Below are 15051 nucleotides of genomic sequence, written 5' to 3'. Positions count from 1 at the left end.
CGTCAGTCTAGGAAGTGCGCGACCGGTCGGGCTGATCGGCGGACTCTTCGAGTGCGGGACGACACTTGGTCAGGCGTCGAACGCCGGCGCCCACAGCGGCGACCGCCACCACCGCACCGGCGGTGATCGGGCCGGCCGGGCTCTCGGGGAAGAGTCCCTCGAGGACGAGCCACGCGCCGAAGGCGAAGAACAGGACCGCCGCGCCGATCCGGACGACCGCCTCGGGCAGGTGCTTGCCGAGAACCGCGCCGACGACGATCGCGAGGGCGTCGGCCGCCACCATGCCGACTGTGGAGCCGATCCAGACGCCCACCCAGTCGTTGTCGGCTGCGAGCGTGACGGTGGCCAGCATCGTCTTGTCGCCGAGTTCGGCGAGGAAGAACGCCGACGCGACCGCCAGGAAGGCCGAGCCGGTGACCTTGCCGGCCTTGCTCTCCTCGTCGTCGGAGAGGCTGTCGCCGCGCAGGGTCCACAGACCGAAGATCACGAACGCGATGCCGCCGACGATCGAGATCGCCGTGGTGGGCAGTGCCGCCCCGAGGAAGTGGCCGACGCCGACCGAGACCAGGTGCACGACGGTGGTGGCGACGGTGATGCCCGCGATCACCACCCACCAGCGGTAACGCAGGGCGAATGTCATTGCCATGAGCTGGGACTTGTCGCCCAGTTCCGCTACGAAGATGACGCCGAAACTCAGCAGCATCGCGGCCAGCATGTGGAACCTCCTCCGGACTTCTCGTTCTCGGAGGATGTCGGGAAACCTTCCTCCGGCCCCGAACGCGGCGCGCTCGCGGGCCGAAGGTCTCGCCCACCGGTACGGAGACCGGTCCGCTGAGCCGGGCGGGCACTTGGTCGTGCCGGCCAGTATGTCGACCCAGCGATTGGGGGCTACTCCCCTTCGCTGACGCAACGATAACCGTGGATTGGTGAAAGTGCAAAGGCTGCAATAAGTTTGGAATACCGAACTTTTCTCTTTCGGTGCCGGTCACGCCGCGAGCAGCATTGCCAGAACTGCGGTGTCGGGATCGCTGATCGGGTCGATTCCCACGCGCGAAATCATCGATGTGACAGTGCCGTCCGCCTCCGCCTCGACCCATGCGGCGCGATGCTCGAGCCCGAGATGCGGCAGTCCCGGCAGCAACAGGCAACCCGACGCGGCGCCCGTGCACTCCGGCAGCGACGGGACCGTCTCGGCCGGCGGATGCAACATCATCAGGGCCGGGGGCTGGTGTTCAACGAAGCGACCCGGCGACACCGCGGAGTCGCCGAGGACGGGACCCTCCGCGATGATCAAACCGACCGTTCCCGGTGCCGGATCGTCCGGGACCTCTTCCCGGGCTCCGAACACGGTGGACGTGGGCAACAGTCCCGGCAGCGACGCGATCCGCACCGCGAGTGCCAGCAACTGCGCCCACTCCCGCGTGGTGTCCGGCCAACGTCCGGAGATGACGAAGCCGCGCAGGTCTCCCGAGGCGTGGAACGGCGCGATTCCGACGAAGTCGTTCTCGTTCATCTCGGCCTCGATTCTTCCCGCGCGGTACCCGTCGACGACGGGAGCGCCGGGCGAACCCGATGTCGGGCCCGCCCGGCGCGCGTCGTTCACACCTCGTTGGGTACTACGAGCATGCGCCGCGGTAGTGCTGGCACACAAGGGGTCTCGAGTGCCAGCCCGGCGTCAGAGGCCCGCGCCGGGCACCGCGACCCGCATGCGCCGGATCGCGCCGCCGCCGAGCCGCAGGGCCTCCTCGGGGACCCAGGTGTCTGCGGTGCAGACGAACAGATCGCGGCCGTCGGCGCCGCCGAGCGCCACCGCGTACGGGTGCGGCACGGAGACACGATCGAGAATCGCGCCGTCCGCGCCGACGCGGATGACCTCTTCGCTGAACGGCGACGCCACCCAGACGGCCCCCTCGGCATCGAGCGCGATCCCGTCGGGCATGACCCGGGGATCGTCGAACTCGACGAGTGCGCGGCGGTTCACCAGGCTGCCGTCGGCCTCGATCGTGAACGCGGACAGGCGTGCCGGTGTCGCGCGGGTCTCGGCAACGATGAGTGTCGAGCCGTCCGGGGTGATCGCCATGCCGTTCGCGAACATCATCTCCGTCGCCACGATGTGCGCGGTACCGTCGGCCTCGACCATCGCCAGGTCGGCCGGGAACGGCGGTTCCGGGGGTGCGCTGGCATCGCCGTAGTTACCGATGTACGTCCGGCCGTGCCGGTCCACCGTCATGTCGTTGAGGTGCCAGGTGGCGATGCCGCTCAGGTTCGCGTGCGGCCTGAGCGTGCCGTCGGAACCGAGACGATAGATCCTGCGTTCCTCCACCGACGCGACCAGGAGATCGCCGTCGGGCAGAAATCCCAGGCCTGCGGGCTGACCCGGCACCTCGACGACATGCTCGACGTCCCCGGTGGCGGGATCCAGCCGCAGGACCACGCCGCGGTAGATGTCGGAGAACCACAAGTGGCCGTCCCGCCACCGGGGGCATTCGGGGAACGCCAGACCGGTGGCGAGGGTGTCGAGTGTGAGGTCCGTCATAGTCGCCAGACTACGTACTGAACGCTTGCTCGGCGAGACGGAGCAACCTCCCAGGTTCACCGCAGGTTCACTCGAGGTTCACCCGATGAACTGGTGCCGCCCCCGAGAGAAAGGCTGCACCGACCATGTCATCACCCGGTTCGCGCGGACTCGCCGCGCCCTCCGGCTACCTGCAGACCGCCAGCTCACTGCACGCGTTCAACCGCTACGAGATCAAGTATCTGGCGGAGGAACGCGACGTGCCGCGGTTGCGGGAGGCGCTCGCCGCCCATATGGCGGCCGACGAGTTCAGCCCCGTGGGCGGGTATCCCGTCACGAGCCTCTACTACGACACCCGGAACCTGCGGTTCTACTGGGAGAAGATCGAGGGGCTCCGTTTCCGGCGCAAGCTGCGTGTCCGGCTCTACGGCCGGCCGTCCGAGGCGACCGACGCGACGCCGGTGTACGTCGAGATCAAACAGCGGGTCAACCGCGTGACGCAGAAGCGCAGAATCCAACTGCCGTACGCGCAGGCACGACAACTGTGCGACGAGCGTCGGTCGATCGAGCACGACGACCGGCAGCGGGCCTTCGTCGGCGAGGTGTCGACTCTCCTCGGCAATCTCGACCTGGTGCCGACGGTCACCACCGGATACCTGCGCGAAGCCTTCGTCGGCACCGAGGCGGACCTGGGCCTGCGCGTGACGATCGACCACCGGGTGCACGGCCGCGACCGGGACTTCCACTTCGCGTCGACGTCCGAGAACCGCTTCATCATTCCGCCGCACCTGTGCATCGTCGAGATAAAGGCCAACGAGCGTGTGCCGTACTGGGTCACCGACCTCACGGCACGACTGGACATGTCGGTGGTGCGCGTCTCCAAGTACTGCCAGAGCGTGGAGGCCTTCGGCCTGGCGCCACGGTCGCGCCTGCACGGACTCCCCGAAAACCTCACCACCGCACCGGCCGACGTGTTCGACACTCGGTTCGCCCCGACAGGAGCATGATGAACTTCGACCTCCAAGACCTCAGCGGGACGTTCTCCACGTTCGACATCATCGTGTCGTTGTCGTTGGCGTTCGTGCTCTCCGCGATCATCGGCTGGGTCTACCGGCTGACCCACAAGAACGTCTCCTACAGTCAGTCCTACGTGCAGACCCTCGTGCTCGTGGGCATGGTCATCAGCCTCATCATGCTGGTGGTCGGTTCCAACATCGCGCGAGCCTTCGCGCTCGTCGGTGCGCTCTCCGTGGTGCGATTCCGCAACGCCATCAAGGAAACTCGTGACGTCGGGTTCATCTTCCTGGTGATGGCGATCGGCATGACCACGGGTACACGGTTCTACGTCCTCGCGATCGCCGCGACCGTCGCGATCTGCCTCGTGCTGGTGCTGATGAGCCGGTTCAACTGGTTCAAGCTCGACGTCCAGCGGCAGGTCGTCAAGGTGCAGGTGCCGCCGGAGCCCGGCTACACCGCGGTGGTCGAGGACATCCTGGTCCAGTTCACCAAGGAGTTCGAGCTCGTCAGTACCGAATCCGTTCGCGCCGGCGCGCTCACCGAGCTGTACTACACCGCGCAGCTGAAGCCCGGGAAGAAGCCGGCCGAGTTGATCGCCGCGCTCAGCGAGGTCAACACCGGTCAACGCGTGACGGTCCTGACCGGGTACGACCAGACCGATATCTGATGACGACCGAGAACGGTTCCGGGGGCCCGCCGCGGCGACTGCGGCACCGCATTCCGGTGTCGCTTCGGCAGCACTGGCCGCTCGTCGCCGTGTTCTGTGCGTTCGTCCTCGTCGCCGCAACGGTATTCGGGTCGACGCGCGTGCGTCCCTACATCACCGGCAACGCGAGCGTCATCGCATCGGACATCACCGAGAACATCGCAGGAACCGTCGACTTCTTCGATGCCGAGCAGGACCACACGGTGAATCTCGATTTCTCGCAATCGGATTACGACCGGATGATCGCGGCCTACCAGGACGAGGGCGAGAAGGAGTGGATCACCGCCGACGTCACCGTCGACGGCACGCTGATCACCGACGTCGGGGTGCGGCTGAAGGGCAACTCCACGCTGATGGGGCTGCGCGGCGGGACGGAGGGACCCGGTGGCATGCAGATGCCGGAACTGCCCGAGGGGATGGAGCTTCCGGAAGGAATGGAACTTCCGGACGGAATGGGACTTCCCGAGGGGATGGAGATCCCGGAGGGGTTCGCCCCACCGGGCGGTGGCGGCCCGGGCGGCATGGTGTCGTTGTCCGCGGACGACCCGACCTCGCTGCCGTTGCTGATCCGGTTCGACAAGTTCGTCGAGGGCCGGGCGTACCAGGGGATGACCGAACTGTCGGTGCGTCCCGGATCGCCGGTGCTGAACGAGGCCACCGCGCTGTCGCTCACGGCGGAGTCCGGGCAGGCGACGCAACGCTACAGCTACGCGACCTACTCGGTGAACGGCGGTGCGACGCAGACACGTCTGCTGCTCGAGCATCCCGACGACGGCTACGCCAACTCACTGTTCGACGACCCCGGCGTGCTCTACAAGGCCGACGCCAACTCGTCGTTCACGTATCAGGGCGACGACCAGACGACGTACGCCGACCAGTTCACGCAGGTGAACGGTCAAGGCTCCCAAGACCTGCAACCGATCATCAGCTTCCTGAAGTGGATGGACGGCGCGAGTGACGACGAGTTCGCCGCACACCTGTCCGATCACGTCGACGTCGAGTCGTTCGCCCGCTACGTCGCGACGCAGAACCTCCTGGTCAACAGCGACGACATGGCTGGGCCGGGACGCAACTACTACCTCTGGTACGACCTCGGAACGAAGAAGCTCACGGTGGTCTCGTGGGATCTCAACCTCGCGCTGTCGTCGAACTCCACTGCCGGACCCCATGATTCGATCGGCATGGGAGGCATGGGGGGACCCCCCGGTGCCGCGACCACCGATGTTCCGACCGCAGACACCGCCGGTGAGCCGCAGCAGCGCGGACCGAGGATGGCCGGACAGCGGCAGGAGCAGGGCGCACCTGTCCAGCAGGGCGGTCCGGGTCGGCAGGGGGCGCCGGCGATGGGCGGCGGGGGGATGCGTAGCGGAAATGCCTTGAAGGAGCGGTTCCTCGCGTCCGGCGCGTTCACCGGCATCTACGAGAACGCCTACCGGGAGTTGTACGAGCAGCTGTTCGCGAGCGGCCGGGCGATCGAGATCCTCGACGAGATCGCCGACTCCGTCCCTACCAGCGACTCGCTCACCGCCGACGCCCTGGCCGAGCAGGTCGAGACGCTGCGCACGCGCCTGCAGGCCCGCACCGACGCCCTCGTCGACCACGAGGTCATCGTCGGATGACCCCCTCAGCTCCCGCGTTTTGCGCACTTGTCGCGCTCCCGGACCCCGAAAAAGCGCGATAAGTGCGCGAAACGCGGAGGGGGGCGAGGCGCGGGGAGGGGAGGGGTGGGAATGCGCGACGGCGCCGCACCCCCGAGAGGGGAGCGGCGCCGTCGGATGATCCGGAGCGCTGACGCGCGTCGGATCAGGCGGGGACGATGAGTCCGGTGGTCTGGGTGCGTGCCTTGGTGAAGCGGTCGGCGACGTCGGCCCAGTTGACGATGTTCCAGAAGGCGTTGACGTAGTCGCCCTTGACGTTCTGGTAGTCGAGGTAGAAGGCGTGTTCCCACATGTCGAGCATGAGCAGGGGGGTGAGGCCGATGCTGATGTTGCCCTGCTGGTCGTAGAGCTGGACGATGATCAGGCGCTGGCCGATGGAGTCCCAGGCGAGGATGGACCAGCCGGAGCCCTGGATGGCGTTGGCGTTGGCGGAGAAGTGGCTGCGGAAGGCGTCGAAGCTGCCGAACTGGTCGTCGATGGCGGCTGCGAGTTCGCCTTCGGGCTTGTCGCCGCCTTCGGGGGAGAGGTTGTTCCAGAACACGGAGTGGTTGGTGTGGCCGCCGAGGTGGAAGGCGAGGTTCTTCTCGTGCAGGTTGACCACGGGGGCGAGTGCGTCGGCTTCGCGGAGCTCGGCGAGCTTGTCGAGGGCGGTGTTGGCGCCGGCGACGTAGGCGGCGTGGTGCTTGTCGTGGTGGAGCTCCATGATCTTGCCGGAGATGTGGGGCTCGAGAGCGGCGTAGTCGTACGGCAGATCGGGCAGCGTGTAGACAGACACGAGAATCCCTTCTTTGCGGGCGTGGTGCCCTGACGTGTGTATTCGTGAATCGTGCTCGGGGATAACCCAATCTCATTGGTACACCCTGCGCAACCAGACCGCTCAGGTGGGAAGGCCCTCACAAAAAAGTTCGGCCACCCTCAATTTGGTCGATTTCGCGTGTGTCGGACATTACGGTCGGCGCCCGAAATTGGAACGCGAAGTGAACGGAACACTAATATCGAGCGGTGCCTTCCGTGACGCCCGCTTCATCCCCGGGTGTCGAGAGGGCGCCACGTGTCGAACTGACCGGGGCAAATCTCCTGCGCGCCATCGCGGTGCTCGCCGTGATCTATTCGCACATCTCCTTCTATCTGATCGACGATCTCGGTGACGGCTGGTGGTTGATCGACGGCGTCTACGCGGTGTTCGTCGAGGGGCTCGGTCTCAATCAACATCTGTCGTTCGTCGGCGTTGCGATATTCATGGTGTTGACGGGCGCGGTGATCACCAGATCCGCGATCCGGCACGCACCCGGCCGATTTCTGCTCGACCGGATCGGCCGCCTGCTCCCCGCGTTCTGGGTCGCGATCGCGGCCGCGATCCTGCTGGTCCGCTTCGGTATCAACGGGATGTTCAGTGGGCAGCAGGGGGTCTCGAACGTCGAGGCCGCGCTCAGTTTCGTGCTCGGCGGCTTCTTCCTCAAACCCGAGGTCGCGGTGCTCGGGGTCACCTGGACGCTGGTCGTGCAGGTGCTGTTCTACGTGTACTGCGTCGCGATGCGCCCCGTGCTGCGGACGCGGCCGGTCGCCGTCCCGCTCGTCGGTGCTGCGGCGTGCGCGCTGGTGCTGCTCTACAACCTCTACGCGCCGCACCCGTACACCGTGCCGATGCTGTCGAAGGTCGCGGCCACGCTGCCGGCCGTCTTCCTCGGGCAGCTGATGTACCTGTGGTGGGCGCGGCTGACGACGTGGCGCTGGATCGTCGTCGGCGTCCTCGCGCAGATCGAGGTGGTGCGCCTCGCCACCGACATCCGGGTCTACTGGGCCGGCGACCGCTACCTGTGGACGATCACCGCGGTGACCGTGCTGGTGGTGGCGCTCGGACGGTGGCGCGGCAGCCCGACACGCTGGACGGTCGTCCGCTGGACCGCGACTCGCAGCTACGCGATCTACCTCGTGCACACGCTGATCCTGTACCGGGTGTACGAGAACGCCGTCGGTCCGCTGGGCCGGACGGGGGCGGTGGTCGCCTTCCTGGTGGTCACGGCTCTGGTGTCGGAGGCGCTGTACAGGTGGGTCGAGGTACCGGCGGCCCGATGGTTGACCGAGCGCACCAGACGTGGCGCCACCACCTCGACCCAGCCGACCGGGCCGACCGGGCGGACCGAGCCGGCCGGGCCCACGGAGCCGGCTGACGATCCGGTGGCGAACCGCGACCGCGCGTAGCATCGGACTATGTCTTGGTTCGATGACCTCTTCGCCCCTGCCGGTACGAAATCCGTGATGGTCACCCAGGATCAGGCGCTTCCCGGTCGTGACGCCGTGATGCCCGTTCCCGATGCCCACTACGTCAACGGGCACCCGTTGCGGCCGCCGTTCCCCGACGGCATGCAGACCGCCGTCGTCGGCATGGGCTGTTTCTGGGGTGCGGAGAAGGAATTCTGGGAACTGGACGGCGTGTATTCGACCGCCGTCGGTTATGCGGGTGGCTTCACACCGAATCCCACCTACGAGGAGGTGTGCTCGGGTCGTACCGGACACTCCGAGGTGGTGCTGGTCGTGTTCGACCCGGAGAAGATCTCGTACGAGGGCATCCTCAAGCAGTTCTGGGAGAACCACGATCCCACTCAGGGCATGCGCCAGGGCAACGACCGCGGCACCCAGTACCGGTCGGTGATCTACACCGAATCGGACGAACAGGCCGAGACCGCGCGAGCCACGGCGGAAGCGTTCGGCAAGCGGCTCGCGGCCGCCGGCTACGGCGAGATCACCACCGAGATCGCCCCGCTCGACACCTTCTACTACGCCGAGGACTACCACCAGCAGTACCTCGCCAAGAATCCCGGCGGTTACTGCCCCGTCCACGCGACCGGCGTGAGTTGTCCTGTGGGACTGGGAGCCTGAGCCGGGGTTTCCTGATCCGTGGAACCGGCGCCGAGGGAGTCGGCGCCGGTCCCGTGCGGGCGCTGATCAGGCGGCCACGACCGGTTCCCTGGTGGGGACCTCGGCGGCCGTCTGGGCCGCGACCTGCTCGGTGATCTGCTTGTGACGGCGGTGCAGGGTCAGCACGATGACGATCGCGACCAGCGACGACGCGGCCGAGATCAGGTAGGCGACGCTCATGCTGCCGTCCGTGTAGAAGCCGTACCCGTCGACTGCGGTGGCGACGTTGGAGTTCAGCACCGCGAACGCGATGACCGGCATGATCGAGGCGATCAGCGTCTGCGACGCCTGGACCATGCTCGACATCGACGCCTGGACCGACGGCGGCACCGAGGCGATGGTGAGGTTCGGGATCGACGCCGTGGTGGCGCCCATACCGAGGCCGAACAGCAGGATGCCGAAGAGGACTTCGACCTTGCCGACGTGCCAGAACGCCGTGAACACGGAGCCGAGCAACAGCAGACCCGCACCGCCCGCAAGGGTGAGGGTGGGGAAGGTCCTGCGCAGGATTCGGCCGACGACGATGCCGGCGATGACGCTGCCCAGGCCCATCGGGATCTGGAGCAGACCGACACCCTTCGCGTCGACACCGAAGCCGTAGCCCAGGCCGAGCACGGACGGCGTCATGCACATGATCGGGACGAGTGTCGCGTACAGGGAGATGGTGCCGTACGCGAATCCTGCGGAGAGGCAGATGCGCAGCATCGGGCCGTGACGGAAGAAGCGCAGATCCACGATCGCGTCGGTGGTACGCAGTGCGATCGGCACCCAGATCGCGATGAGCGCGAGGCCGCCGAGGAGCATCAGCAGGGTGCCGCCGTCGGTCCAACCCCACGACGGGCCGAAGCTGATGCCGGCCAGGATCGTGGCGAGGCCACCGCCGAGCAGCGCGCCACCGAGGTAGTCCAGGCGCGCGTTGTTGCGGACGGGCGACTCGGGGGTGGTCAGCATGACCAGCGGGGCGAGCACCGCGAGGGCGATCAGCAGGAACCAGAACAGCGAGCGGAATCCCCACGCATCGACGAGCAGGCCGGTGATGAACGGCGACGGAATCGTCATCAGTCCCATGCCGCCGGCCGCGATGCTCACCGCGAGCGCAAGGGTCTTGGGCGGAAAGACGTCTCGCATCAGCGAGAAGCCCAGGAACATGCAGGCGATGAGCACGCCGAACAGGCCACGGCCGATCACGAGGACCAGGAAGCTGGGAGCGACCGCGGACATCAGCGCGCCGACGGCGGCGATGGCCATGGCGATCAGGAACACCTTGCGCTTGCCGTGGATGTCGGCGAGCTTGCCGGCCAGCGGGCAGGCCACGGCGGCGGCGAGCAGGTAGGCCGTCGTCACCCAGGCGACCTGATCGGTCTCGAAGTGCTCACCGATGGGCATCATGGCGACCGCGGCCATCGTCGAACTGAGCGAGACGATTTCGAGGACGAGCGCGATCGAGACCAGGGACAGGACGAGCCGCGGGGTCCAGCCGCTTCCGGATGCGGCGCGCGGGTTGGTGGCCGCGGTGCCGAGAGTTCCTGACATGTAACGCCTTTCTGCAAAATGTGGTCCGAGTCACACGAGTGACGTCCCATTACAGATGGCGCGGACGAGATCACAGATAGCCCTCCCGTTCAACGGAACACTTTGTTCCGGGGGGGCGGGGAAACGGCGAGGTGCGCACCCGACGGATCCGGATGCGCACCTCGTGTGGTGCTTCGGTGACGCAAAAGCCTTGCGGCCGTTGCTATGCCCGATTGGTGAAGTTGTCGGTCGGTTGTTCGTCGGTCGGATCAGCCGATCTGGGGCATGACCTCCGACGCGACCAGTTCGATGTGGTCGAGGTCGGCCAGATCGAGCATCTGCAAGTAGATGCGCTGCGATCCGGCCTCGCGGTAGCGGCCGATCTTGTCGACGAGTTCGGCCGGGGTGCCGGCCAGCCCATTCTCGCGCAGCTCGTCGACCTCACGGCCGATGCGTGCGGCGCGGCGGGCGATTTCCTCGTCGTTGCGTCCGCAGCACAGCACCAGCGCGTTGGAGTAGACGAGCGCATCGGGGTCGCGGTCGATCGCCTTGCACGCCTCCCGGACTCGTCCGAACTGCGCGACGGTGTCGTCGACCGACACGAAGGGCAGGTTGAACTCGTCGGCGTAGCGGGCCGTCATTGCGGGCGTGCGCTTCTTGCCCATCCCACCCATCACGATCGGCGGACGCGGCGACTGCACCGGCTTGGGCAGGGCGGGCGAGTCGGTGATCGGGAAGTGCTTGCCCTCGTGAGTGAACGTCTGTCCCTCCGGCGTCTGCCACAGTCCGGTGATGATCGCGAGCGACTCCTCGAGGCGGTCGAAGCGCTCTCCGAGCGGCGGGAACGGGATGCCGTACGCGCGGTGCTCCTCCTCGTACCAACCGGCGCCCAGGCCCAGTTCGATCCGTCCTCCGCTCATCGCGTCCACCTGGGCGACCGAGATCGCGAGCGGACCGGGGTAGCGGAACGTCGCCGACGTCACCAGCGTGCCGAGGCGAATCGTCGACGTGTCGCGCGCGAGTCCGGCGAGTGTGATCCATGCGTCGGTCGGGCCGGGGAGGCCCTCGACGTTCATGGCGAGGTAGTGGTCGGACCGGAAGAAGGCGTCGTACCCGCACTGTTCGGCGGCCTGCGCCACCGCGAGAAGATCGTCGTAGGTGGCGCCCTGCTGCGGTTCGGTGAAGATTCTCAGGTCCATACAGTCCACTGTGCCGCACCTGCGAGTGTGACGTGCGTCGGACGCCGAGGGAACCGATTCGCCCGCCGCCGCGTCAGAGCAGATGTCGGGATGGGAGCGTCCCGACGGAGGGGGGAGGCCGGGCCGGAACTCGGGGGCGGGACGTGGGCACGCGTCCCGGGTGGGAGTTCCGGTCCGCGCCGGCTCGCGGCAGTCCGCAGAGGGGGTGAATCCACACAGGCTGTGGATTGCCGCGAGTCCCACGGTGCACAGTTGTCAGCGAATCACCCACAGCATGGCGCTGACCTGTGGATGATCGCCGCGAAAGTTGTTCAGAACTGTGGATGAGCCTGTGGAAACTGTGGATAACTCTTCAGCGCAAGTGGTGCAGGTCACATTTGAATACTCATTTCGGTGCTGTGATCTCCACTACAGTCTCGGTCCGGTCACGAACCCGACCGTGGCGTAACGCCGGACGCGCCTCCTGCGACGGGGGGTCGTGCCAGAATCGACGGTGTGACCTCTCCACACGTTCCGACAGTGCACGTGACGGACCTCCCGGTGGAGCGCGACGGGACCGTCGTGCTGCTCGACGTGCGTGAAGACGACGAATGGTCACTCGGCCACGCGCCGGGCGCGCAACACATCCCGGTCGTCGATCTCCCGGCCCGCATGGACGAGATCGACATCGACGCCGAGGTGTACGTCGTGTGCCGGCAGGGTGGCCGCTCGATCGTCGCCGTCGAGTTCCTCAACTCCGTCGGTTTCGACGCCTATCACGTCGACGGAGGCATGGTGGCGTGGCAGGTCGCGGGGCTCCCGCTGACGTCGGACGACCATCCCGATACACCGAAGATCTTCTAGATGACCGTCGTCCAGGTGTGCGCCCGGTGCGCGTCGCAGTGGCCGGTGGCCGGTGCGCCCGCACAGTGGTGTCCACGCTGCCAGGGCGTCCTCCTCTCTCCCGTCGACACGCGGCGACCGGCGCCGGTCGCCGGCCGCAACTTCCGCTGGGTGGCCCGCAGCCCGTACCCACCCGAAGTGCGTCGCCGGACTGGCACGGCCCCCGGCCCCACCCCGCGCTACCGCCAGATCCCGCGCTGGGGCCTGCTGGATCCGCCGCCGGACGAGCGTGAGGCGCCGGCCCGCCGCACCGACGCCGTCGCCGACCTCGCGCCCACCCTGCTCGCCTGCACGGCCCTCGTGTTCGGCCTCGCGACCCTCGCCGAGGCCTTCCGTTACGGGCTGCTCGTCTTCAACCGCGTCCGGCTCGTGGATCCGCTCACCCTCGCGATCTCCGACGCGATGGTGTGGTCGACGCAGCTGTCCGGGCCGCTGGTCGCGGTCGCCGCGGCCGTCGCGGTCGCCTGCCGGCTGCACGTCGAACGCGCCCGCGTCTTCGCCGACCGCGGGCTCACCGATCCCCGCCCGCTGCGTGAAATTCTCGTCGGCGTGCTCGTGCCCGGCCTCAATCTGGTGATGCCCGCCGTGTACCTCCGCGAGATCGCCGGCGACGATCGCCGCCTGCGGCGCGCGATCCGCCTCTGGTGGACGGCCTGGGTGACCGGCGGCGTCCTCGTCGTGGGAAACGTGGTGTGGCGCAACCAGGACTCGCTGCAGGCGCGCGCGGACGGTGTCGTGCTGGCCGCGGTCACCGCGGCCGTCGGCGTCGCGACGGCGCTGCTGGCGTTGCTCGTGATCCGGCGGCTGGACGGGCGTGACCTGTTGGGTCGGCCGCACCCCGTCACCCGCTGGATCAACGTCCCGCGGCCCGAGGAGGCGATGGCCGGATGAGCCCCGACCGCCGTGGACCACTCGTCGTCGCACACCGCGGCGCCTCCGCCTCCCGCCCCGAGCACACCCTCGCCGCGTACGAACTGGCCCTTGCCGAGGGCGCCGACGGACTCGAGTGCGACGTGCGGCTCACCCGCGACGGCCACCTGGTGTGCGTCCACGACCGCCGGGTCGACCGGACGTCGTCCGGCACGGGTGTGGTCAGCGAGATGACACTGAGCTCGCTCGGCGAACTCGACTACGGCGACGGCGACGAGCCCGCCGGCCTGTTGACGCTGGCAGACCTGATCACGCTGGTCCTCGACTGGACGTCGCGGCCCACCAAGCTGTTCATCGAGACCAAGCATCCCGTCCGCTACGGGGGTCTGGTCGAGAGCAAACTGCTCGCGGAACTGGCCCGGTTCGGACTGGCGGCCCCCGCGTCCGCCGACCACTCGCGGGCCGTGGTGATGTCGTTCGCGGCGAGCGCGGTGTGGCGGATCCGCCGATCCGCGCCGCTTCTCCCGACGGTCCTGCTGGGCGACGCGTCGCGATATCTCGGCGGCGGCGCCGCCACCACCGTCGGGGCCACCGCGGTGGGGCCGTCGATCAAGACACTGCGCGAGCACCCCGAAATCGTCGACAAGGCGGCCGCCGCCGGCCGCGCCACCTACTGCTGGACCGTCGACGATCACCAGGACGTCGCGCTGTGCCGGGAACTCGGGGTCAGCTGGGTCGCCACCAACCATCCGGGACGCACCAAGAATTGGCTGGGCGGCTGAGCGAACCGTCGCGTCCGTGTAGGTTTTGGCCTCGTGGGTAAGAAGAGCAAGAGAAACAGTGGTCCCAAGCCGGGCAGCAACCGAGCCGAGAAGCTCGAGCAGCGCCGCCTCGAACGCGAGGCGGAGGTCGCCGCGCCGACCCGCCCGTTCGAGGGCCTTGCCGTCGAATGCGATCTCGTCGCGCTGCGCGAGTTCGTGCCGTCCGCACTCGTCGAACTCCCGGTCCGTGACACCGCCACCCCGGTGACCGCGGCGACCGTCCTGCCCGGTGCCGTCGCCGCGCTGGTGCGCGACGAGGCCGGCACCGCCGGCCGCTACGTGGGCCTGCAGGTCCAGGCGCACACGGCCGACCCGGGTGCCGACCTCGGTGCCGCGGTGACGTGGGCGCAGACCGCCGAGCCCGGCACGTCGCTGGCCTTCGCCGACCCGCAGGCCGGCGGCCCGCGCCTGGCCGATGTCCTCGTCGCCGACACGCTCCCCGAGATCACCGTCCACCAGACCTTCGACTGGTGGATCCCCGAGGGCGTCGAGCCGACCCCGGACGTCGCTGCCACCGTCGTGCAGGCGAACCAGGCGATCATGCCGTCCGCGCGTCTCGAGGCCGACGGCGTCGTCGCCGCGTGGTGGGTCGACGCCGGCGAGAAGGCCCACCTGCGCTGGGTGCGCCCCGAGGACGAGGACGATCTGATGCTCGCCCTCGCTCGCGTGCACGCTGCCGGCGCGCTGCATCTCGGTGAGGGTTCGCGGTTCGCCGGGTCGTTCCGTACGCACGGCCTGCTGGTCCCGGTCTTCGACCTCGATCCGGAGAAGCACGTCAACGAGTGGGCGGCTGCGACCGCCGAACTGGGCGAGCGTCTCGCCGAGGCACTGGCCACCGACGCGCCGCTCACCGTGGCGGAGCGCGGAGCGCGGGACGGCCTGCGCAGCCGTCAGGTCACCCTGCGCTGAGGTGTTTCCGAACAGCTGAAGGGTCCCTTCGTGCGCTCTGAGC

15 protein-coding genes are annotated in these 15051 nt (G+C 68.0%); 9 read left to right on the top strand and 6 right to left on the bottom strand.

Annotated features, from left to right (window positions below; all coding sequences use genetic code 11):
* Window positions 1–7: 7 nt before the first annotated feature.
* From PSS76_RS00340 to PSS76_RS00330, 3 genes are all read right to left on the bottom strand, one after another.
* Window positions 8–715, bottom strand: a complete 708-nt coding sequence (locus tag PSS76_RS00340; protein ID WP_337455726.1) for a TMEM165/GDT1 family protein — start codon at window positions 713–715, stop codon at window positions 8–10.
* A 270-nt stretch (window positions 716–985) separates the two neighbouring features.
* Window positions 986–1513 (bottom strand): hypothetical protein, encoded by a 528-nt coding sequence (locus tag PSS76_RS00335; protein WP_041674502.1) that lies wholly within the window; start codon window positions 1511–1513, stop codon window positions 986–988.
* Between the two features lie 162 nt (window positions 1514–1675).
* On the bottom strand, window positions 1676–2536 hold the full coding sequence (locus PSS76_RS00330) for an SMP-30/gluconolactonase/LRE family protein (RefSeq protein WP_022593323.1): 861 nt from the start codon (window positions 2534–2536) through the stop codon (window positions 1676–1678).
* Between the two features lie 125 nt (window positions 2537–2661).
* Here PSS76_RS00330 and PSS76_RS00325 point away from each other — a divergent pair, with 125 nt between their 5' ends.
* Genes PSS76_RS00325 through PSS76_RS00315 form a run of 3 tightly spaced genes read left to right on the top strand, consistent with a single transcriptional unit; the run spans window position 2662 to window position 5857 of the window.
* Window positions 2662–3522, top strand: a complete 861-nt coding sequence (locus tag PSS76_RS00325) for a polyphosphate polymerase domain-containing protein (RefSeq protein ID WP_013414476.1) — start codon at window positions 2662–2664, stop codon at window positions 3520–3522.
* On the top strand, window positions 3522–4199 hold the full coding sequence (locus tag PSS76_RS00320; protein ID WP_005516395.1) for a DUF4956 domain-containing protein: 678 nt from the start codon (window positions 3522–3524) through the stop codon (window positions 4197–4199). The genes PSS76_RS00325 and PSS76_RS00320 overlap by 1 nt, the downstream gene beginning before the upstream one ends.
* Window positions 4199–5857 (top strand): CotH kinase family protein, encoded by a 1659-nt coding sequence (locus tag PSS76_RS00315; RefSeq protein ID WP_337455725.1) that lies wholly within the window; start codon window positions 4199–4201, stop codon window positions 5855–5857. Before PSS76_RS00320 ends, PSS76_RS00315 begins: the two co-directional genes overlap by 1 nt.
* Before the next feature lie 184 nt (window positions 5858–6041).
* Here PSS76_RS00315 and PSS76_RS00310 read toward each other — a convergent pair whose 3' ends face one another.
* Window positions 6042–6671, bottom strand: a complete 630-nt coding sequence (locus PSS76_RS00310; RefSeq protein ID WP_013414479.1) for a superoxide dismutase — start codon at window positions 6669–6671, stop codon at window positions 6042–6044.
* A gap of 236 nt (window positions 6672–6907) precedes the next feature.
* Between PSS76_RS00310 and PSS76_RS00305 the strand changes: the two genes are divergently transcribed.
* Both PSS76_RS00305 and msrA read left to right on the top strand, forming a co-directional pair.
* Entirely contained in the window at window positions 6908–8098 is a 1191-nt protein-coding gene (locus tag PSS76_RS00305; RefSeq protein WP_064079671.1) for an acyltransferase family protein, read from the top strand.
* 9 nt (window positions 8099–8107) lie between these two features.
* A complete protein-coding gene (msrA, locus tag PSS76_RS00300; RefSeq protein ID WP_044990247.1) occupies window positions 8108–8776 on the top strand; it encodes a peptide-methionine (S)-S-oxide reductase MsrA in 669 nt (222 codons plus the stop codon).
* Window positions 8777–8842: 66 nt separating this feature from the next.
* Here msrA and PSS76_RS00295 read toward each other — a convergent pair whose 3' ends face one another.
* Window positions 8843–10348 carry an MFS transporter gene (locus PSS76_RS00295; RefSeq protein ID WP_064058630.1) on the bottom strand — a complete coding sequence of 502 codons (1506 nt, stop codon included), beginning with the start codon at window positions 10346–10348 and terminating at the stop codon, window positions 8843–8845.
* Between the two features lie 248 nt (window positions 10349–10596).
* On the bottom strand, window positions 10597–11526 hold the full coding sequence (locus tag PSS76_RS00290) for an LLM class F420-dependent oxidoreductase (protein WP_013414482.1): 930 nt from the start codon (window positions 11524–11526) through the stop codon (window positions 10597–10599).
* 495 nt (window positions 11527–12021) lie between these two features.
* On the opposite strand from PSS76_RS00290, the gene PSS76_RS00285 reads away from it, so the two are divergent.
* From PSS76_RS00285 to PSS76_RS00270, 4 genes are read left to right on the top strand one after another with little or no spacing between them, the layout of a single operon-like run.
* Window positions 12022–12369, top strand: a complete 348-nt coding sequence (locus PSS76_RS00285; RefSeq protein WP_013414483.1) for a rhodanese-like domain-containing protein — start codon at window positions 12022–12024, stop codon at window positions 12367–12369.
* Window positions 12370–13299: a DUF4328 domain-containing protein gene (locus PSS76_RS00280; RefSeq protein ID WP_084847062.1), complete on the top strand. Its 930-nt coding sequence runs from the start codon at window positions 12370–12372 to the stop codon at window positions 13297–13299.
* A complete protein-coding gene (locus PSS76_RS00275; RefSeq protein ID WP_022593329.1) occupies window positions 13296–14060 on the top strand; it encodes a glycerophosphodiester phosphodiesterase in 765 nt (254 codons plus the stop codon). Before PSS76_RS00280 ends, PSS76_RS00275 begins: the two co-directional genes overlap by 4 nt.
* A 33-nt stretch (window positions 14061–14093) precedes the next feature.
* On the top strand, window positions 14094–15008 hold the full coding sequence (locus PSS76_RS00270) for a DUF5926 family protein (protein WP_013414485.1): 915 nt from the start codon (window positions 14094–14096) through the stop codon (window positions 15006–15008).
* Window positions 15009–15051 lie beyond the last annotated feature (43 nt).

Origin of the sequence: Prescottella sp. D32 (assembly GCF_037287305.1) — a bacterium.
In the GTDB taxonomy this organism is placed as follows: domain Bacteria; phylum Actinomycetota; class Actinomycetes; order Mycobacteriales; family Mycobacteriaceae; genus Prescottella; species Prescottella equi.
Note: the sequence above shows the minus strand (reverse complement) of the source record. Positions and strands in the feature narration are given on the sequence as shown.

What these genes read in the sequence shown, in the direction of transcription:
- PSS76_RS00325 (WP_013414476.1), top strand. Translation starts at nt 2,662, where the DNA reads ATGTCATCACCCGGTTCGCGCGGACTCGCCGCGCCCTCCGGCTACCTG.
- PSS76_RS00280 (WP_084847062.1), top strand. Translation starts at nt 12,370, where the DNA reads ATGACCGTCGTCCAGGTGTGCGCCCGGTGCGCGTCGCAGTGGCCGGTG.
- PSS76_RS00295 (WP_064058630.1), bottom strand. Translation starts at nt 10,348, where the DNA reads ATGTCAGGAACTCTCGGCACCGCGGCCACCAACCCGCGCGCCGCATCC.
- PSS76_RS00320 (WP_005516395.1), top strand. Translation starts at nt 3,522, where the DNA reads ATGAACTTCGACCTCCAAGACCTCAGCGGGACGTTCTCCACGTTCGAC.
- PSS76_RS00290 (WP_013414482.1), bottom strand. Translation starts at nt 11,526, where the DNA reads ATGGACCTGAGAATCTTCACCGAACCGCAGCAGGGCGCCACCTACGAC.
- PSS76_RS00330 (WP_022593323.1), bottom strand. Translation starts at nt 2,536, where the DNA reads ATGACGGACCTCACACTCGACACCCTCGCCACCGGTCTGGCGTTCCCC.
- PSS76_RS00275 (WP_022593329.1), top strand. Translation starts at nt 13,296, where the DNA reads ATGAGCCCCGACCGCCGTGGACCACTCGTCGTCGCACACCGCGGCGCC.
- PSS76_RS00335 (WP_041674502.1), bottom strand. Translation starts at nt 1,513, where the DNA reads ATGAACGAGAACGACTTCGTCGGAATCGCGCCGTTCCACGCCTCGGGA.
- PSS76_RS00340 (WP_337455726.1), bottom strand. Translation starts at nt 715, where the DNA reads ATGCTGGCCGCGATGCTGCTGAGTTTCGGCGTCATCTTCGTAGCGGAA.
- PSS76_RS00315 (WP_337455725.1), top strand. Translation starts at nt 4,199, where the DNA reads ATGACGACCGAGAACGGTTCCGGGGGCCCGCCGCGGCGACTGCGGCAC.
- msrA (WP_044990247.1), top strand. Translation starts at nt 8,108, where the DNA reads ATGTCTTGGTTCGATGACCTCTTCGCCCCTGCCGGTACGAAATCCGTG.